General features: G+C 38.5%; 16 protein-coding genes. 2 read left to right on the top strand and 14 right to left on the bottom strand.

Going from position 1 to position 19,203, the window contains the following annotated elements; translation table 11 throughout:
• Positions 1–3: 3 nt before the first annotated feature.
• The 11 genes from BW724_RS08250 to gpr form a co-directional block, all read right to left on the bottom strand.
• The gene (locus BW724_RS08250) at positions 4–756 is read right to left on the bottom strand and encodes a 16S rRNA (uracil(1498)-N(3))-methyltransferase (protein WP_088074777.1); all 753 of its coding nucleotides are present in this window, start codon (positions 754–756) and stop codon (positions 4–6) included.
• Positions 757–764: 8 nt separating this feature from the next.
• Positions 765–1,706: a 50S ribosomal protein L11 methyltransferase gene (gene prmA, locus BW724_RS08245; RefSeq protein ID WP_088074776.1), complete on the bottom strand. Its 942-nt coding sequence runs from the start codon at positions 1,704–1,706 to the stop codon at positions 765–767.
• Positions 1,707–1,734: 28 nt separating this feature from the next.
• Entirely contained in the window at positions 1,735–2,859 is a 1,125-nt protein-coding gene (gene dnaJ, locus BW724_RS08240) for a molecular chaperone DnaJ (RefSeq protein WP_088074775.1), read from the bottom strand.
• Between the two features lie 139 nt (positions 2,860–2,998).
• Positions 2,999–4,840, bottom strand: coding sequence for a molecular chaperone DnaK (gene dnaK, locus BW724_RS08235; protein WP_088074774.1), 1,842 nt, complete (start codon positions 4,838–4,840; stop codon positions 2,999–3,001).
• Between the two features lie 40 nt (positions 4,841–4,880).
• Positions 4,881–5,483 (bottom strand): nucleotide exchange factor GrpE, encoded by a 603-nt coding sequence (gene grpE, locus BW724_RS08230; protein WP_235848926.1) that lies wholly within the window; start codon positions 5,481–5,483, stop codon positions 4,881–4,883.
• Between the two features lie 200 nt (positions 5,484–5,683).
• Positions 5,684–6,712, bottom strand: coding sequence for a heat-inducible transcriptional repressor HrcA (gene hrcA / locus BW724_RS08225; protein ID WP_088074772.1), 1,029 nt, complete (start codon positions 6,710–6,712; stop codon positions 5,684–5,686).
• A 119-nt stretch (positions 6,713–6,831) separates the two neighbouring features.
• The gene (hemW, locus tag BW724_RS08220) at positions 6,832–7,974 is read right to left on the bottom strand and encodes a radical SAM family heme chaperone HemW (RefSeq protein WP_088074771.1); all 1,143 of its coding nucleotides are present in this window, start codon (positions 7,972–7,974) and stop codon (positions 6,832–6,834) included.
• Positions 7,975–8,052: 78 nt separating this feature from the next.
• The gene (gene lepA, locus BW724_RS08215; RefSeq protein WP_088074770.1) at positions 8,053–9,885 is read right to left on the bottom strand and encodes a translation elongation factor 4; all 1,833 of its coding nucleotides are present in this window, start codon (positions 9,883–9,885) and stop codon (positions 8,053–8,055) included.
• Positions 9,886–10,251: 366 nt separating this feature from the next.
• Positions 10,252–10,752, bottom strand: a complete 501-nt coding sequence (locus BW724_RS08210; protein WP_088074769.1) for a hypothetical protein — start codon at positions 10,750–10,752, stop codon at positions 10,252–10,254.
• Complete coding sequence (gene spoIIP / locus BW724_RS08205; protein ID WP_088074768.1) at positions 10,752–11,999, bottom strand: stage II sporulation protein P; 1,248 nt, start codon at positions 11,997–11,999, stop codon at positions 10,752–10,754. The genes BW724_RS08210 and spoIIP overlap by 1 nt, the downstream gene beginning before the upstream one ends.
• Positions 12,000–12,315: 316 nt before the next feature.
• On the bottom strand, positions 12,316–13,503 hold the full coding sequence (gene gpr, locus BW724_RS08200) for a GPR endopeptidase (RefSeq protein ID WP_088074767.1): 1,188 nt from the start codon (positions 13,501–13,503) through the stop codon (positions 12,316–12,318).
• 191 nt (positions 13,504–13,694) lie between these two features.
• On the opposite strand from gpr, the gene rpsT reads away from it, so the two are divergent.
• A complete protein-coding gene (gene rpsT, locus BW724_RS08195) occupies positions 13,695–13,961 on the top strand; it encodes a 30S ribosomal protein S20 (protein ID WP_088074766.1) in 267 nt (88 codons plus the stop codon).
• A gap of 140 nt (positions 13,962–14,101) precedes the next feature.
• Here rpsT and holA read toward each other — a convergent pair whose 3' ends face one another.
• Complete coding sequence (gene holA / locus BW724_RS08190) at positions 14,102–15,130, bottom strand: DNA polymerase III subunit delta (RefSeq protein ID WP_088074765.1); 1,029 nt, start codon at positions 15,128–15,130, stop codon at positions 14,102–14,104.
• A 564-nt stretch (positions 15,131–15,694) separates the two neighbouring features.
• Between holA and BW724_RS08185 the strand changes: the two genes are divergently transcribed.
• On the top strand, positions 15,695–15,832 hold the full coding sequence (locus BW724_RS08185; protein ID WP_088074764.1) for a YqzM family protein: 138 nt from the start codon (positions 15,695–15,697) through the stop codon (positions 15,830–15,832).
• Positions 15,833–15,894: 62 nt separating this feature from the next.
• Here the strand turns inward: BW724_RS08185 and BW724_RS08180 are convergent, their stop codons facing one another.
• Both BW724_RS08180 and BW724_RS08175 read right to left on the bottom strand, forming a co-directional pair.
• Entirely contained in the window at positions 15,895–18,171 is a 2,277-nt protein-coding gene (locus tag BW724_RS08180; RefSeq protein ID WP_088074763.1) for a DNA internalization-related competence protein ComEC/Rec2, read from the bottom strand.
• A gap of 312 nt (positions 18,172–18,483) precedes the next feature.
• On the bottom strand, positions 18,484–19,050 hold the full coding sequence (locus tag BW724_RS08175; RefSeq protein WP_088074762.1) for a ComE operon protein 2: 567 nt from the start codon (positions 19,048–19,050) through the stop codon (positions 18,484–18,486).
• Between the last annotated feature and the right edge of the window lie 153 nt (positions 19,051–19,203).

The raw sequence follows: 19,203 nt of genomic DNA, 5'->3' as shown, positions 1-19,203 counted from the left end.
TCATCACCCTAACAATTCAAAATGATATGATATGGCCGCTAAGCCATACAACGGTGCAGTTTCACTGCGCAAAATACGAGGGCCAAACCCACAAATGGTCGCTCCTCGTTCATCCATTTTTTCTATTTCCCGATCAGAAAAACCGCCCTCAGGCCCTACAATCAATAAGAGCTTTTCACCGGCCTTCATCTTACTCAAAATAGAATAAAAACGACTTTTCTCATCGCTTTTAGCCGCTTCTTCATATGCGACTAAAACAAAATCAAAAGCATCGAAACGATCTAACAACTGATTAAAGCTAGACACATCATTTACTTCAGGCACTACATGACGATGGGATTGCTCCGCCCCTTCTTTTGCAATCTTATTCCAGCGTTCTACTTTTTTAACTGCTTTTTTCCGATCCCATTTTACAACAGATCGTTCAGCTTCAAAGGGGACAAATGACGTTGCACCAAGCTCTGTACCCTTTTGTATAACTAGTTCAAATTTATCGGCTTTTGGCAAACCATGGGCGACAGTAACATGAATCGGAAGCTCCACCTGTTTTTCCTCTGAATGCAATATCTTTGCTTTCACATTCTCTTGAGGAAAATCAACGATTTCACTAAGAAAGCAGTTTCCAGCATCGTCACAGCAAACAATTTTATATCCTACTTCCATTCGCATGACACGCCGGATATGCTTTGCATCTTCACCTGTAATGTAAATATTCTCGCCACTAAAATGATCTTTGCTTAAAAAATAGCGCTGCATGTAATCACCTATTCTGGTTTTTTCGCGACTACGGCAACCCAATCTTCCATTTCCGTAATCTCGACAATTTCAAATCCACTCTTCACCATCGCGTCTTTCACTTCCGAGCGACGGCCCTGAATAATTCCAGAAGTAATAAAAGTTCCCCCTGGACGCAAAGCTTTATAAGCATCATCTGTCATTACAACAATGACTTCCGCTAAAATGTTAGCAACAATTAAATCAGGGTTACGATCTACCTTATCCATTAGATTACTTTGTTGGACAGTAACAGAGTCCTGACATTTATTTAATTTCACATTAATATTTGCCACTTTCACTGCAACTTCATCAAGATCAATTGCCAAAACAGAGGAAGCTCCTAGTTTAGCAGCAGCAATACTAAGGACGCCAGAACCTGTACCAACATCAATGACATCATCTCCGGAGGCCAAATACTGCTCCAAAGCTTGGATAGAAAGAACTGTTGTTGGATGTGTTCCTGTTCCAAAAGCCATGCCAGGATCTAACTCAATGATAAGCTCTTCCTCATGAACCATTTCATATTCTTCCCAAGTAGGAGTAATAGTAATACGATCAGAGACCTTCACAGGCTTATAATACTTCTTCCATGCAGTTGCCCACTCTTCTTCGTTTACTTCACTCACTGTAACTTTATTGAATCCCAGATCAATATCATAGACGAGAAGTTGGTTAATAGACTCTTTGATCCCTTCCACAGTTTCCCCTAAAAAACTATTAACAGGTAAGTATGCTTTGATGATGACACCTTCTTCGGGATAGTCTTCTGGAGAAAGATCATAAATTTCACCTAACGTGGTATCCCAATCCTTTTCAAGATCCACAGGGTCTTCAATAACAACCCCACTAGCTCCAGCCTCATGCAAAACATTACTAACAGGTTCCACCGCTTCTTGTGTAGTATGAATACTAATTTCTGACCATTTCATCTAACCAACTCCTCGAAATTCTCTTAACTTATTCCCCAAAGTTTTTAAAAGCCCGCTTTACCTTTGAGAAAAAATTATTACTTTGCTCATCTGGTATTTCATTTCCACTAATCTCAGCAAATTCCTTTAACAGTTCCTTCTGTCTATCTGTCACCTTTTTCGGTGTGATTACACGAACTTGAATATGCTGATCACCTTGCCCCATTCCACGAACGTTCGGAACCCCTTTTCCACGTAGTCTGAAGTGGGTACCAGTTTGTGTTCCTGGTGGAATCGTTATTTTAACTTTACCTTTCAATGTAGGAACTTCAATTTCGTCCCCTAACGTTGCCTGAACGAAGGTAAGAGGCATCTCACAATGAATATCATCACCATCGCGTTCGAAAAATTCGTGTGGCCTTACATTGAACACGACGAATAAGTCTCCTGGAGGTCCACCGTTAACACCTGGCTCCCCTTGACCTCCAACACGAATTTGTTGACCAGTATCTACACCTGCAGGAATTTTAATGTGAATTTTTTTACGTTTCTTCACTTTTCCATCGCCGCCACAAGTACGGCATTTGTGCTTGATTTGTTTACCAGTACCTTGACAATGATTACATACTCGGCGGTTAACCACTCTACCAAACGGTGTATTCTGTTCAATATTTAATTGACCAGAGCCACCACACTGTTTACATGTTTCAGGCTTCGTACCAGGTTTTGCACCGGAACCATCACAAGTGTTACAATTTTCTTCACGTGGGATCTCTATATCTGTTTCTTTACCAAAAACAGCTTCTTTAAACTCCAGTGTCATTGTATATTGTAAATCTGCTCCTTGACGAGGTGCATTCGGGTCTCGTCTACCGCCGCCTCCACCAAAGAACATATCAAAAATATCACTAAAGCCACCAAAGTCACCTGCTCCAGCACCACCAAAGCCTTGATTTGGATCCGTATGGCCGAATTGGTCGTAGTGAGCACGCTTCTGAGAATCGCTTAACGTATCATACGCCTCTTTTACTTCCTTAAACTTACTTTCTGCGTCCGCCTCTTTATTGACATCTGGATGATACTTACGCGCCAATTGACGGTATGCTTTCTTTATCTCTGCTTCGGATGCGTTTTTATCCAAACCAAGTACATCATAAAAATCTCTCTTGCTCATTCTATCCACTCCCGACTGCTAATCCATAACGAATATGTTAACATCCACAAGAAAAACAGGCAACACTCTCCCAGCAGTTCCCATGTTTTTCGTGAAAAAAGTCAAAGCCATATCTGACTTTGACTTTTAAAACATTAGCTTATTTCTTCTCGTCTTCGTTTACTTCTTCATACTCAGCATCTACAACATTATCGTCTGTTGCACTTTCTCCGCCAGCAGCACCTTCTGCTCCTTGCTGTGCTTGTGCTTGTTGTGCAGCCTGCTCATAAAGCTTTGTTGACAGCTGTTGAACCACTTCTTGAAGCTCATCCTTCGCTGTGCGAATTGCTTCAATATCAGTTCCTTCTAGTGCAGTTTTCACTTTATCTTTTGCTTCTTCAGCCTTAGATTTATCAGCTTCATCTACGTTTTCACCTAAATCTTTTAACGTTTTTTCAGTAGTGAAAACAAGTTGGTCAGCTTCATTACGAAGATCTACTTCTTCACGGCGCTTTTTATCCGCTTCAGCGTTTTCTTCTGCTTCCTTCACCATTTTTTCAATCTCTTCATCAGAAAGACCAGAAGAAGAAGTGATTGTAATGGATTGCTCTTTATTCGTACCTAGATCTTTCGCACGAACATTTACGATACCATTCGCATCAATATCGAAGCTAACTTCGATTTGTGGAACCCCACGTGGTGCTGGTGGAATATCCGTTAATTGGAATCTTCCAAGTGTTTTGTTATCAGCTGCCATCTCACGCTCCCCTTGTAGAACATGAATATCTACTGAAGGTTGGTTATCTGCTGCTGTTGAGAACACTTGTGATTTACTTGTTGGAATTGTAGTGTTTCTATCAATTAACTTGGTCATTACAGCACCCATTGTTTCGATACCTAGAGATAGTGGCGTAACGTCTAGTAAAACAACGTCCTTCACGTCACCAGTTAATACACCAGCTTGAACAGCTGCTCCAAGTGCAACTACCTCATCAGGGTTAACACCTTTGTGTGGATCTTTTCCAGTTAATTGTTTAATAGCTGTTTGAACAGCAGGAATACGAGTTGATCCACCAACAAGAACTATCTTATCAATTTCATTTGCAGAAAGACCAGCATCTTGCATAGCACGACGAGTTGGGCCCATCGTACGCTCAACTAAATCAGAAGACAGATCTTCAAATTTAGCACGAGAAAGAGATAGCTCTAAGTGCTTAGGTCCAGATGCGTCCGCTGTAATAAACGGAAGGGAAATTTGTGTTTGGGAAACACCAGATAGATCCTTCTTCGCTTTTTCAGCAGCATCTTTCAAACGTTGTAAAGCCATTTTATCTTGAGAAAGATCAATTCCATTATCTTTCTTAAACTCAGCTACTAAATAATCGATAATTACTTGGTCGAAGTCATCTCCACCTAATTTGTTATCCCCAGATGTAGCTTTAACTTCGAAGAAGCCGTCACCTAATTCTAGAATAGATACGTCAAATGTACCTCCACCAAGGTCATATACTAGAATAGTTTGATCCTCTTCTTTTTCTAAACCGTATGCTAGTGCTGCCGCTGTTGGCTCGTTAACAATACGCTCTACTTCAAGGCCAGCAATCTTACCAGCGTCTTTTGTTGCTTGACGTTGGGAATCGTTGAAATAAGCAGGTACTGTAATTACAGCTTTTGTAACCTTTTCCCCTAAGTACGCTTCCGCATCTTCCTTTAATTTTTGAAGAATGATAGCAGAAATTTGTTGTGGCGTATAATCCTTACCTTCTACCTCTACTTTATAATCCGACCCCATGTGACGCTTAATAGATGTAATCGTATTTGGGTTAGTAATCATTTGGCGTTTAGCCACTTCCCCAACTTGACGCTCTCCATCTTTAAAAGCAACTACAGATGGCGTTGTTCTAGCACCCTCTGCGTTTGTAATAACTGTTGCTTCGCCACCTTCCATGACAGCAACACAAGAGTTTGTAGTTCCTAAGTCTATACCAATAACTTTGCTCATTGATAGCATCCTCCTATCTTATTCATATGTAATGATTAATCTATTGATTTACCTTAACCATTGCTGGTCTTATTACACGGTCTTTTATTTTATATCCCTTTTGGAGCTCCTCCACAACAACATTGGAGTCATACCCTTCCTCTTCCACTTGCATCACTGCCTGATGGAAGTGAGGATCAAAAGGCATACCTACTGATTCTACAGGTTCGACACCTTCTTTTTTCAATGCGTCCTTCAGTTGTCTGTAGACCATTTCCATACCTTCTAAAAGGCTTGTGGCTTCTTCAGACTCAACCTGTATATTTAATGCTCTTTCGAAATTATCCATAGCAGGTAATAGTTCTTCTGCAAGACGCTGTGATCTATATTTCGCATCCGCCTCTTTTTCTTGTCTAGTGCGGCGGCGGAAGTTTTCGTAATCAGCCTGTAAGCGAAGGAATCGGTTATTTGACTCTTCTAATTTAGCTTCTAGTTCTTGGACAGGTGAAATAGATTCACCTTCTACAGATTCCTGTTGTTCATCTGTAGATTCTAATACAACCTCTTCTTCATTGCTGCTTTCCTCTTCAGATGTTGCATCTTCATTGTTTTCTTGCTCTTCAACTTCTACAGCTTCATCTGTATATTTATCTTGGTTTTCCACGAAATTCACCTCCTCAATAAAATAAATTAATAGTTTTTTATCGAACTAAATCCCATAGCCAATCTCGAATCTTTCAGGTCTCGATTAACTTTCCCTATTAAAGCATGTTGATATGAGGAGTACAATTTAGACTCCTCAAAACACATACAATGTTGGAGAATAAATATATTCTTCTCATTTGTCAAGAGAAACATAATAAATTATTTATTATACCTGTTTGTTAATAGCTTCGACAAATCTTTGGCCATGTAATCCATTATTCCAACAACTCGTGGATATTCCATCCTGGTTGGACCTAATATACCAACTGTCCCCATATGTTTTCCATCAATAGCGTACGTTGCTGTAATAACTGTGCACTCATCAAAAGGCTCAAATCGATTTTCCTGGCCTATTTTTATCGTAAGACCTTGATCTTCAGCACGGAACAATTTTGAAATTAAAGCATTTTCTTCAAAAATGTTAAATAGCTCTCTCACTCGTTCCACATTATGAAACTCAGGTTGCGCTAATATATTTGTTTTTCCACCAAAGAACACTTTTTCATTTTGATGGGAAATAAAAGTTCGATTAAGGAGGGAGAGCATTAGATCGTACTGATCAATATACTTCTCTAAAACCTTACCAATTTCAGTTGTGAGTTTATGACGAAGGTGAACTAACGGAACCCCCTTCAACCGCTCATTTATAATATTTACAACCTTTTCTAAATCATGAGTATTTAGACCTTCAGGAATTGCCACTGTTTGGTTTTCAACATGCCCCGTGTCTGTCACAATGATGGCAACTGCTGCTTCGTTTGAAATGGGAATAATCTGCAGTTGTTTTAAAGTAGATTCAAATACTTCAGGACCTAGTACGATTGACGTATAGCTCGTTAAATTAGACAAGATTTTAGCCGATTGCTGAATAACCTCCTCAATCTCACTAAAACGCTCCTGAAAAACAGACTGAATTCCACTTTTATCCTTTTTTGATAATTTTTGGGGTGACAAAAGATGATCAACATAATAACGATATCCCTTTTGCGATGGGATTCTACCAGCAGAACTATGCGGTTTTTCTAGAAAGCCTAGCTCTTCTAAGTCCGACATCTCATTCCTAATTGTTGCCGGGCTGTAGCTCATGTCCTCCCGTTTGGATACACTGCGGGATCCCACTGGTTCTGCATGGGTAATATAGTCATCAATAATCGCTTTTAAAATAAGCAATTGCCGCTCAGTCAACATGTGCATCCCCTCCTGTTAGCACTCTCTTACGTCGAGTGCTAAATCTATATAATAACTTACCAAAAGTAGAATGACGTTGTCAATTATTGAACACTAATAAAGCGTTTTTTTCGTTAAATTCATTGTTCTTTCAACAAAAACTTTTCAAATACTTCATTGCCAAGTAAAAGTCCATGATCTGTTAACTGGATACTACTTCCGTTATCCCTTAATAGGCCGTCATTTACAAGCCTGTCAATTTCCTGTGAAAAGATGCTTCTCATTTCAATTCCAAACCGATTATAAAAATTAGTATATGAAACGCCGTCCAGCTTCCTTAGTCCCATAAACATATGTTCTTCCATCGCTTCTGTCTTACTAACCTGATGCTCTTCTCTATATGGGAAACCTGACTGCTTTACGGCATTCATGTATTTTGGAAGTGGTCCGTGGTTTATCCGTCTCACACCTTGTACATAACTATGAGCGCCAGCTCCGATTCCATAATATTCCTCATTGTTCCAATATGTTAAATTGTGCGTACTCTCAAAGCCCTTTTTTGCAAAATTACTTATTTCATAATGTGTGAACCCTGCTTCCTTCAAGGTGTTACGCAATTCTTCATACATATCGGCTTCCAACTCGTCCCCAGGCATCGGAAGCTTCCCTTTACTCCACAACTGGTAAAACACAGTTTTGGGTTCTATTTTTAAGGAATAGGCACTTATATGTTGGATCGGAAGGGCTACAACCTGTCTCAATGTTTCTTGAAATTGTTCCATCGTTTGTTCAGGCAAACCCATCATTAGATCAATGGACAGGTTTGTAAAACCAGCTTCAATGGCCTGTTGCACTGTTTTTTCCACGTCCCCTGGTTCATGGTCCCTACCTATTTTTTTTAACAACGCTGCATCAAAGGTTTGGGCACCAATACTGAGTCTATTCACACCAATTTCTTGCATCTTTTGTAACTTATCAAAATTGGCGCTTCCTGGGTTCACTTCTACTGACCACTCATAGTTTTCAGCTAGGGGGAAATACTCTTTCACCCATTCTAATAAGCGCCCTAATTGATCAGTCGTCAATGAGGTTGGCGTACCTCCACCAACATAAACAGAGGAAACTTCTTCCGTCGGGAAGTTAGAAATTGTATTCTTGATTTCCATTTCGCACAACTCTATATACTCATCTACAGGTTGATTTTGTAAAAAGAATTTATTGAAATCACAATAATGGCATATTTGCTCACAAAAAGGTACATGTATATATACGGCCTTCGGCATATTATGTTTCACCTCTCTCTTCTTGAAAATGGTTAAGGTGTGCCAAAAGCAATCAGCTTCTGAACACACCTTGAAGAATTACTTCTTATCTCCTTCATCCATGCTTAATACTGACATGAATGCTTCTTGTGGTACATCTACACTTCCTACGCTCTTCATCCGCTTTTTACCTTCTTTTTGCTTCTCAAGTAATTTACGTTTACGAGAAATATCCCCACCGTAACATTTAGCTAAAACATTTTTTCTCATCGCTTTTATTGTTGATCGGGCAATGATTTTTTGACCAATACTCGCTTGTACAGGCACTTCGAACTGCTGCCTTGGAATTAACTGCTTCAGCTTTTCAACAATGATTTTACCACGTTGATAAGCTGAATCACGATGGACAATGATAGAAAGTGCATCGATTTGCTCAGCATTTAGTAGGATATCCATTTTCACTAATCGACTTTCTTTATATCCTATCATTTCATAGTCAAAGGAAGCATAGCCCTTCGTATTTGATTTCAACGTGTCAAAAAAGTCAAAGACAATCTCAGACAATGGAATTTCATAGATGATATTTACTCTATTTTCGTCCATATACTGCATATCAAGATAGTCGCCGCGTTTTTTCTGGCAGAGCTCCATTACAGCTCCAACATAGTCATTAGGTACCATCACTTGTGCTTTTACATACGGTTCTTCCACATATTCAATTTTCTGAGCATCAGGCATATTTGATGGGTTATCAATTCTAATCAATTCTCCATCAGTTAAGTGTACTTGATAAATAACACTTGGCGCCGTTGTGATTAAGTCGATATTAAACTCACGTTCGATTCTTTCTTGAATGATTTCCATATGAAGAAGTCCTAAGAACCCACAACGGAAACCAAAGCCTAATGCTTGAGATGTTTCTGGTTCATATTGTAATGATGCATCATTTAATTCTAATTTTTCTAACGCTTCTCTTAAATCGTTATAATCGTTTGTGTCAACAGGGTATAAACCACAGAATACCATTGGATTAAGCTTTCTATATCCAGGAAGTGGTTCATCAGTCGGATTCTCTGCACTTGTTACTGTATCACCAACTTGCGTGTCACCAACGTTCTTAATTGCAGCGACCATAAAGCCTACATCACCAACAGTGAGTTCGTCCCTTTTATCAGGCTTTGGCGTAAATACTCCAAGCTCCTGAACTTCAAATTCTTTCCCAGTAGCCATCATCTTTACTTTATCCCCTGGTTTTACAGTACCTTCTACAACCTTCATATACACAATGACACCACGGTAAGGGTCATAGAGGGAGTCAAATATCATTGCTTTTAATGGCGCTGCTGGATCACCATCAGGTGGTGGAACTTTATCTACGATGGCTTCAAGAATTTCCTCAATACCAATACCACTTTTCGCTGAGGCCAAAAGACAATCTTCTTGAGGAAGTCCGATTACATCTTCTACTTCCTGCTTTACTCGCTCAGGCTCAGCACTCGGTAAATCAATTTTATTTATGACAGGCAAAATTTCAAGATCATTATCTAACGCAAGATAAACGTTTGCCAAAGTCTGCGCTTCAATCCCTTGTGCTGCATCAACAATTAAAAGGGCTCCTTCACAAGCAGCGAGACTTCGAGATACTTCATAAGTGAAATCCACATGTCCTGGAGTATCAATCAAATGGAAAATATATTCCTCTCCATCATTTGCTTTATATTTTAGTTGAACTGCATTTAGTTTTATTGTAATTCCACGTTCCCTCTCAAGGTCCATGGCGTCTAGCATTTGCTCTTTCATTTCACGCTGCGTTAGTGCACTTGTTTTCTCAAGAATACGGTCAGCTAGCGTTGATTTCCCATGATCAATATGTGCGATAATGGAAAAATTACGTATTTTTTCCCGACGTTTTACGCGATCTTCATGTTTCATGATACAATCACTCCCAATAATATAAAAAGAATAGGACGATGTCTTAATACTGGTCAGTGAACCTCACTTCAAAACTGTGCACCTTCCATTCTTATGTACATCTCAATAAACAGACTATTGCTTATTATAGCAATAACCATGCATATTCATCAAATATCTTTTTAATTAAAAGTCTATCCTGCAAATAGGTCCTGTTGTATTAAACTACGGTTTACTCGCTTTCACACTAGCTACAAGTGTGACATGTTCATTCTTAGTAGTGTCTTCTTTGCCGTGGAAAGGCTGGCTTTTCAAAATAAAAGCGCCTAAACTTATGCAATATAAGTTTAAACGCAGTATCAGTTTATTACCATGTCTGAAATAGGTTTACCTGCTTACCATAGAGAACAATCGTTTGAATACTCCCTCAAAAGCATCTGTCGTTTTGATTCCCATCTCTGAAAACAAGCCACCTGTATGATTCACATGTCTTTGCTTCTCTAAAAGGTCTCGCTGAACATCAATATCTTTCAATAGATCATTCCTGATAGACTCCATTTCCTGATCATAAACGACCCTATGCTCCTCGTCTTCCATTTCAATTTTGAGTTCAGACTCCTCTGCCTTTTGATTAGAGTTTGACTCTTCATTTGTTTTTAGTATAAATCCAGGATAGATGGAGGAAGCTTCTTCCTGAGACTCCCTTAAATCTTCAGTTTTATCATCAACGTCTTCAACTGTGCTCACTGTATTCCCGCTTGTTCTATTACCTTCAGTCCATTGGTCTGAACTAGATCCTCCAACATGATTACTGTACACAACTCCGAAAATAAACCCTAACATTAATATGGCAGAAAAGAGTAATACTTTAGATAAAATATGACCCATTATTCTTCCTCCTTCTCTGTGCCAACGATTCTATCTTCATTTATTTCCCAATAATAGTCACTAAATACCTCTGCGAAAACTTCAACACTGCGGTAGACTTCCTCTAAAGTATTACCTACACCACCGAATTCAATTAAAATAGAGTTTGGTGAAATGTCTTGATTATAAACGCCATTTCTTCCAGGTCCACTTGGATCAAAGACCCCTCTTGATAATCCTGGCTTTTTATCTTCAATTTTGCGATGTAGTTTTTCCATTAATGCTAGATTTTGTTCATGGTTAGGATTTCCTCCACCTACGACAAACAAAATTTGAGCATAGTTTTCACCATTAATTTCAGCGGTCGTTACTTCCCTCGGCTGTGAGTCTCTATGAAGATCAAAGTAATATTCGAATTCTCCATGCTCCTCAATTGCTTCTGTTAAAACTTCCCTAGCCATGTTATAAGACTGACCATACTGCCAACCACGTTCATTTAGTTTGGCATTAATATCACTGTTATCTACTTCTGATCCAATACCATATTTCCTTAACTCTAACCCTAGCCTCTCTCCTACTAGTGTTATATTAACTGAGTCATGGAAGGCACGGTTAGGATCATCTTCATCTGTTAATTCAGGTAAATAGGATTCCCTGTTATGCGAGTGTATGATGTGGACGATATTGTCTAAAACCTCTATCTCTCCTTCACTTCCACCCATCTCTTCACGTATTTGATCCATTTCATCTAATCGCTCGGTTGCCGCTTCTCTCTCAGCCATTAATACATCCATTGGTGGTGAGGATTCGATTGGCATATTCGTATAATCCACACCTTCCCCAGCTACTAAAATTCGTCCATCAAATTGCGCAAATCCAGGCAATTCTCGACCTAATAACGTTCGATGGTCTCCCGGATCAATACTAGTAGCTAGTTCAAATACCGCTGCAGAAACAGATGGCGGTGAGTAATCTTCAGGTAATGCCTGTGTAAAATAAGGGTTCTCCATACCCATAATAGAGACGAATAACTCCTTCGATATATTTTTACTAGCATCATTTATAGAGTCTGATGATAGGGAATATCCAGGTCCAAATGCTGTCAAAATTGAAATAAAGAAAAACAAAGACACTATGCTCATCACTAGTGTAAATAGTGCTTTTTGTATACTCGTTCCATTTAACTGTAGGCTTGTACCTCGCTTAGGAAGGCTTCCACCTCTTCTGTGTATGTGATGTTTTCTACGTCGTTTCGGTCGTCTTCCCATAGGATTTTCATCCTCCCTGTTCTCTTCTCACGACTATATCTATGAACAGACTGATAGAATTAGACCTTTTTTAGTAGAAAAAAATAGAGAGATCTATTAACAAATCTATCTACTAGTTTTCAGCAAGGAAAATTAAAAGTAAAGGCTCTGTTAAACTTTGCTGTTGATTTTCGCAAAATCACAGATATCCCCATAGTAAAAGGCATGAAGAATCAATCTTCATGCCTTTGTTTATAAAGAGAGTTCGGCTCGGAGCAATGAGGGAATCAGCACCACATGGATTGATATAATAAGGGAAGAAACTTCCCTTATTTTGTTAATGTGTATATGATCCCACATTGTCTTGGTTAATATCTCCATGCAATGCTGCATTTAAGCCTTGCGCGAGAACATTTCCCATGTCTTCAATAAAGGCATCAACTTCTTTAGGAGTAACCATGAGGTTTTGCCCCAATGGAGCTAGAACTTCTTGAATTAATTGTCTTTTTTCACTCTCCTCAAGTCCACCAACAATTCCTAAATATTGCTGACGTTCCTGCTCTCCTGGCATATCTTCATCCGTAAGCTTGCGTTTTTCTCCGAAAGTCATACCAGCAGGTGCAAGGGCTCTCCTTGCGTTTCCTTGATCACGCATTTCCCTTCCAAAATGCTTTAACACATAATCAATCGTATCACTTGTAATGGATACTGCATCAACCACAGTTGGAATTCCAACGGCAATGACTGGTATTCCTAAAACTTCTTTTGATAATTCTTTTCGTTTATTACCTACGCCGGAACCAGGATGGATTCCCGTATCCGATATTTGTATCGTTGTATTTACTCTCTCAATGGATCTAGACGCTAGTGCATCGATTGCAATGATAAAATCAGGCTTCGTTTTTTCCACCACTCCCATAATTATGTCACTAGTTTCAATCCCTGTTATCCCCATTACCCCTGGAGTCATGGCACTTACTGGCCTAAATCCGTCTTGGACATTTTCAGGTTGCAATTCAAATAAATGACTTGTTACAGTTAAGTTTTCTACCACAAGTGGACCAAGTGCATCAGGGGTCACATTCCAGTTCCCAAGTCCGACAACTAGACACCTTGCATCTTCGTTAATTCCTAATTCCTTTAAAAAATAATTAAATTCCTTTGCGAAAACCTCTTCAACTTTATCTTGTAATTCCGTATCCTTCTGACGAATTCCTTGAACTTCAAATGTTAAGTATTGACCTGCTTTTTTTCCAATTTGCTCTTGAGCTTGATCCGATATTTCTACCTTCGTTATCTTAATACCATCTACGTCTCGATCTTTTACAACAATACCGTCAATTGTTTCCCTTTGTTCTTCCCCCTGTTTGGCTTGATCTATCTGCTGATCCTGCCCAGCTTCTTGACGCTGCCCAACTTGAGGATTTTGCCGTTGATGTTTATTACGCTCTAAAAGCATTTCATGTGCTTCAACCGCTAGATCTGTTCGAACTTGATATTTGCTTAAATCCAATTCCTTACTCAACGTTAATCACCCCTGTTTTTAATGTGCCCATCATCAAAAAGATATTTGCACTAATGAGAGTATAAAGTAGGTTTACTTGACAGATTTCGCAATTTTTTATTGCATTTTAAAATGGCTTTTGGTACAATCCTTAGTGTTGCACGGAAAACGATTGGTTATTACAGTACAGTTGCATCAAGGAGGTGAATTGGATGGCAAACATTAAATCTGCTATCAAACGTGTTCAAACTAGCGAAAAGCGTCGTGCTCAAAATGCGTCTTTCAAATCTGAATTACGTACAGCTGTAAAAACGTTTAACACAAAAGCTGAAAATAAAGACGTTGAAGGTGCTAAAGAAGCATTCTTGGTGGCAACTAAAAAGATTGATAAAGCAGCTAACAGAGGGCTTATTCATAAAAACGCAGCAAACCGTCAAAAGTCAAGCTTACAAAAGCGTCTAAACGAAGTAACAGCATAATGTATGAAGGCATTCCCTATCAAGGTTGAATGCCTTTTTATATGGTTTTTTTAAGTTTAATCTTTGAGCAAAAAAGAACTGGATCTCTTAAACCCAGTTCTTTTTAGACCAATATTCCTATTCCAGTTATAATCATTCCCTTATACTTTCTGTCTGCTACGCTTGGAGAAAAATAATTCTACAGCAAGAAACTTATCCAGTTGTCCTGTTTTTATTTTATAATCCATATCTGCTAACTGGTCCAACAAATTTAAAAGTTCTTCGTCTTTAAATTGCCGTGCTTGTCCACCAGCTAACTTTACGACATATGGATGCAGTTTCAATTGACCTGCAATTTGCTTCTGGGAATAACCTTGTTGCATCAATTGTTTTACTTGGTAAAGGATACGGAATTGCCTAACCATTAGGGAAATAATTTTTAACGGCTCTTCCTTCTGTTTTAAGAGATCTTGATAAATAGACCATGATTGATCGATATTCTGTTTTACTACGCCATCTACAAGGGCAAAAATGTTTTGTTCAAGGGACCTTGCAACAAGTGAATCCACATGATCACGATAAATAGTCGCACCTTCTCCAACATGAATTGCTAACTTTACAAGTTCAGAAGCCATTAGCATTAATTGTGCACCACATAATGTAATTAATTGATCAATCGCACCTACATTAATCTCAACACCTTGCTCTTTTGCACGTTCATGAACCCAAATGTGAAGCTCTTTTTCCTCTAATGGGGAACCATCCATGAATGCCCCGTTTTTCTTAGCTAATTTAACGATTTTCTTACGCTCGTCCAATTTTTCATATGGTGCTACCATAATAAAAATCGTTTCTGGTGCAGGATTTTCTAAGTATCCTTCTAGCTTATTTAAATCGTGCTCCACTGACGTTTTTTCCTTAGCTGCAGTAAAGAAAAATGCATCTTTTAAAATGACAATTCTGCGGCCACCCATAAATGGAAAAGTATATGCTTCTTCAATAGCAACTTCGATTGGATATTCCTTCATGTCATATTTAGATAAATTGAATTCCCGCTCTCCTTCTTCTAACCCTGTATCAATTATTCGTTGTAGTGTGTCCTCAATTAAATATCCTTCAGAACCATATAATAAATATAAAGGTGAAACACTGCCTTTTTTTAATTGCTTAACAATATCAATATAAGACATGACACGGTATTCTCCTCTCACCATACTTTCAATATGTAGTTTATCATATCAAGAAAGCAAAGAGGGAAGGAAAACAGTAGCTGCTCCCTCCCCATTTATGATAAACGCCATGCCGAAGTACCTAGGATCCTTCATTATGGCGATGATCCGTTATTAATTTTCTCTATCTCTGTACTCGTTATGATATCCTATGCAGCACTCTTCTATAGGTGACAACTCTTTACAGAAAAGTGGACGCATAATAGTAAAAGCCGCACAAAACCCAATTCGAAAGTCATAGGAAAAATTTTCAGCAACCAATAACCAAAATCTACATCTTTAAACTTACCATGAACAACAATTCTCGAGACTCCTGCGGAATAACGGGCCAGACGAGACCCCGCAGAGTGAATTTCTCGAGGAGGCTTGGCGGTTCGTCCGCGGAAAGCGAGTGAATTGTTGTGAAATGGTCTATCAAAACCTATTTTAAAAAGTAGCAAATAAAGAATTAAAATTAATTAAAACTTTTTAATGGATTTTTATTGCATGTTACCGTATACTAACTGTTGATAGGAGGGATTTCTGATGAATGAATTTGAAAAGGATGTTCAATCAAGACGAAATGATTTTCTAGATAGTGCTGTAGGATTTGTTGTTGCGTTTGGCTTCTTCGCTACGATTTTCATCATTGCCCAAGTGATTGAGTTTTTTGGTACTCGATAAACAACATACATATCAAAGGTGTCCTGTAGAATATGCAGGGCACCTTTGTTTGTGCATAGATGTCACTTTAAATGAATCTTCACATCATACACACCATTTTTTATAACAAACTGAATGGCTCCATGCTCATCTGTTCTCAGAACTGGAATTTGTCTTTCATAGAATCGTTCTAAAACTTCTTCGTGTGGATGGCCAAATGAATTATTTCTTCCTGCGGATATGATGGCAAAAGATGGAGTCCAGTGATCAATAAATGATGGAGAGGATGATGTTCTGCTACCATGGTGTCCAACCTTCAAAATATCAATGGATATAGGTGGTACTTCCCTTACAATCCTTCTCTCCCCTGGTTCTTCCAAATCACCTGTTAATAATATACTGATACCTTCTATTACTGCGACAATAACAATGGATAAATCATTTTCACTTTTCTCCTCGCCAGTTGGGTTAATTAAATAAAACGCAGCATCTCCGTCCTCCCAATAATCACCTGCTTCCCCCCAATTCCAAGAATAACTATTTTGATAAACACATCCCAATAGCCTTACTGCTTCTTCAGAAAAGGAATCAGATATAGGGTAGAGGACATCAACCACTCTAAATTTCTCTGAGATATAGCATGATTCACCTATATGGTCTAAATGACCGTGAGTAAGAATAAGTCGGTCAATTTTTGCAATTCCGTTTCCTTTTAAAAATGGCTCTATTGTTCGCTCTCCTGGTCCTGCTCGTTTATTAGCCGAATCATTCCCCCAGTGTATAATACCTCCCGTATCAATTAAATAAACACCCTTACGACGAGGTAACTCGATAACAATAGCATCACCCTGTCCTACATCAAGCATGGTTAAAACAGCATATTGACGTAAATAAGGACTAATGAGAGGTAGCATGAGAAAAAATATAAATAAGCCTCCTGCAAAAAAGATTAATTTTCTTTTTCTTAACTCGATTGTGTACATAAAGTAGAATAATGAACAAAATAAACCGAGGATAATAAGTGGTGCTGGTTTCCCAAATACTACTGTGAAACCGTTAAGTTCCAACATAATGTCCATCATGTAATGGGCAATCACTAATGAGTGTTCTGCTAAAAAATACGTTAAATTAGCTGCAGGAGGGAAAACGATAAGTAGAATCATTGTAAAAAAAGACATTGGAAGATACCACATAGATATAAAAGGAATAAACAAGAGGTTCACTGGAAGTGTTAATATGGAGAGCTCGTAAAAATGAAATAAACTGAGTGGTAGTGAGATTCCTTGTGCAATGAGCGTAACCTTGAATAATATCACCATTTTATTTTTTCCACGCAGTAAACGACTAGACACAAGGAGCGCAAAGCTTGTAATAAATGATAATTGAAAACCTAAATGATATAAAATATAAGGATCGTGAATTAAAAGACCTAAACCTACAATAGACAAGACCGTTAGTGCTGAAACTTTAAATCTACATGCTCCGAAAAATAAGAAAGCCATACACATAAGAGACGCCCTCGTAACAGATGGTGCACCACCTGCTAAAATAATATATATAGGCATCATAAAAAACAATATTAGATGAGCTTTCTCTCGTGTTAATCCAATCCAACAGAAGAGATAAAACACAGCAAATGTGATTAAACCAACATGAAGACCAGAAACAGCAAGTAAATGTAGCACTCCTAGCATCCTATACCCCTCTATCCTTTCTTTAGGAATAAAAGAGCGTTCACCAAAAACAAGTGCTGCCATCAAAGCTGATGTTTCCACATTATCAAAAGCCATGATAGTATCAATACCTTTTTTGCGATAATGAAGGATTTTTTCTCTTATGTTTGAACCTCCACCACTCTCACACTTATTTTCCGTAACCTGAAGTACCCAATGGATGCCTTGACGTTTTAAGTATTCAAAATAATCGAAGCTATGTGGGTTACTGGCCGATCTAGGTTTCTGGAGAGCTCCTTTTACAGCGCACCTATCACCAAAAATAGGGGCTTCATCATTACCATCAAGAAAAACTTGCACGATTTCTCCTGATGAAATGAGTTGAAACTGATAAGATATTCGGAAAGTGGTCGTTAAGGTAGGTTCGCTGACTACTTCTCCATAAAAGGCTGTTTCTTCTCCAGTAAGTGTGGTCTCATTGAAAGAATGAATGCCGTAGAAATAAAAGGAAGCGAAAAATAATACACCTAATAGCAATTGCTGACAGTCTTTTTTCGATTGAATCGAGGTTAATAGTGGTATACAACCGAAGCATAGAATCATCCAAAACCAAACGTTTGCACCTTCAAAAACTAATAATAAAGCTGCAATAGCAATTAAAACGTGGCAATATAACCTTTTTAACAACTCCTCACCTACTATTCAATTTTAATTACAATACTCTTCATTCATTCTTTTTGAAAATTTGGATTGAGGCTTAATTAATGAGGGAGGCAGGACACCCACATTACGCCGTTGCCCACAGGACGCGGGCAACTTTTAGGCGGAATTTGGAAGAGGCTAACCTGTGTACCCGGCAAAGAAGACACTGCGAAGAATGAGCAGATGTCGAACTTGCACCTTGTGTAAAAGCGAGTAGCCTGTAGCGAATTCAATTACATCAGTCTATTTTCAAAGTAGCTTTTCTATAAGACTGCTTGGAAAGTCGAGTGATATTATTTACGAAGGAGTGAATAACTTGTTGGCTTTTTCCTTCAACGCTTGTAGCTCTTTCTCATCTAGTCCTAACTCTTCTAACTGTCCTAATAAATCTGCTGTAAATTTTAATTTTTCCTGACTGTTCGTATCTAGAATCATCTCTTCCAATTCTACTTGTTCTACATGAACGCCTGCTTGGTCAAATAACTCCAATGCGTATGGGTGATTTTTATAATCTGCTGCATAATACACCTTTCTAATTCCTGCTTGAATTAATGCCTTACAACAATTAAGACATGGAAAGTGGGTAACATAAATTTCCGCTCCTTCAGTAGGAACTCCAAACTTCGCACACTGTAGGAGTGCGTTCACCTCTGCATGTATCGTTCTAACACAATGATCGTCAATAACATAACAGCCATCATCAATACAGTGTACCCCACCAGAGATGGCACCATTGTATCCACCTGCTATAATTCGTTTATCCCTAACTACCGTAGCTCCAACCATCAGTCTGCTACATGTACTTCTTAATGCTAGTAAATGGCTTTGCGCCATAAAATATTGATTCCATGAGATTCTCTCCATTATGTATACTCCCTTCGTATTTTCAATTTTAGCGTTGTAGGATTGTATTAATCCATTTATTTTCTTGGCACTACAAATTACATCATTCGACATCTTACTAACACTAGTTTAGTCAACACACAAAGGGTTGGTCAATTATTAATTTTCTCCCTT

The organism is Litchfieldia alkalitelluris (genome assembly GCF_002153425.1).
Classification (GTDB): Bacteria; Bacillota; Bacilli; order Bacillales; family Salisediminibacteriaceae; genus Evansella; species Evansella alkalicola.
This window is presented reverse-complemented; position numbering and strand designations above follow the sequence as displayed.

Bases quoted from the DNA above. Each gene is read 5' to 3' on its own strand.
- BW724_RS08250 (WP_088074777.1), bottom strand. From the start codon at position 756: ATGCAGCGCTATTTTTTAAGCAAAGATCATTTTAGTGGCGAGAATATT.
- prmA (WP_088074776.1), bottom strand. From the start codon at position 1,706: ATGAAATGGTCAGAAATTAGTATTCATACTACACAAGAAGCGGTGGAA.
- dnaJ (WP_088074775.1), bottom strand. From the start codon at position 2,859: ATGAGCAAGAGAGATTTTTATGATGTACTTGGTTTGGATAAAAACGCA.
- dnaK (WP_088074774.1), bottom strand. From the start codon at position 4,840: ATGAGCAAAGTTATTGGTATAGACTTAGGAACTACAAACTCTTGTGTT.
- hrcA (WP_088074772.1), bottom strand. From the start codon at position 6,712: ATGTTGACTGAGCGGCAATTGCTTATTTTAAAAGCGATTATTGATGAC.
- hemW (WP_088074771.1), bottom strand. From the start codon at position 7,974: ATGCCGAAGGCCGTATATATACATGTACCTTTTTGTGAGCAAATATGC.
- lepA (WP_088074770.1), bottom strand. From the start codon at position 9,885: ATGAAACATGAAGATCGCGTAAAACGTCGGGAAAAAATACGTAATTTT.
- BW724_RS08210 (WP_088074769.1), bottom strand. From the start codon at position 10,752: ATGGGTCATATTTTATCTAAAGTATTACTCTTTTCTGCCATATTAATG.
- spoIIP (WP_088074768.1), bottom strand. From the start codon at position 11,999: ATGGGAAGACGACCGAAACGACGTAGAAAACATCACATACACAGAAGA.
- rpsT (WP_088074766.1), top strand. From the start codon at position 13,695: ATGGCAAACATTAAATCTGCTATCAAACGTGTTCAAACTAGCGAAAAG.
- holA (WP_088074765.1), bottom strand. From the start codon at position 15,130: ATGTCTTATATTGATATTGTTAAGCAATTAAAAAAAGGCAGTGTTTCA.
- BW724_RS08185 (WP_088074764.1), top strand. From the start codon at position 15,695: ATGAATGAATTTGAAAAGGATGTTCAATCAAGACGAAATGATTTTCTA.
- BW724_RS08175 (WP_088074762.1), bottom strand. From the start codon at position 19,050: ATGGAGAGAATCTCATGGAATCAATATTTTATGGCGCAAAGCCATTTA.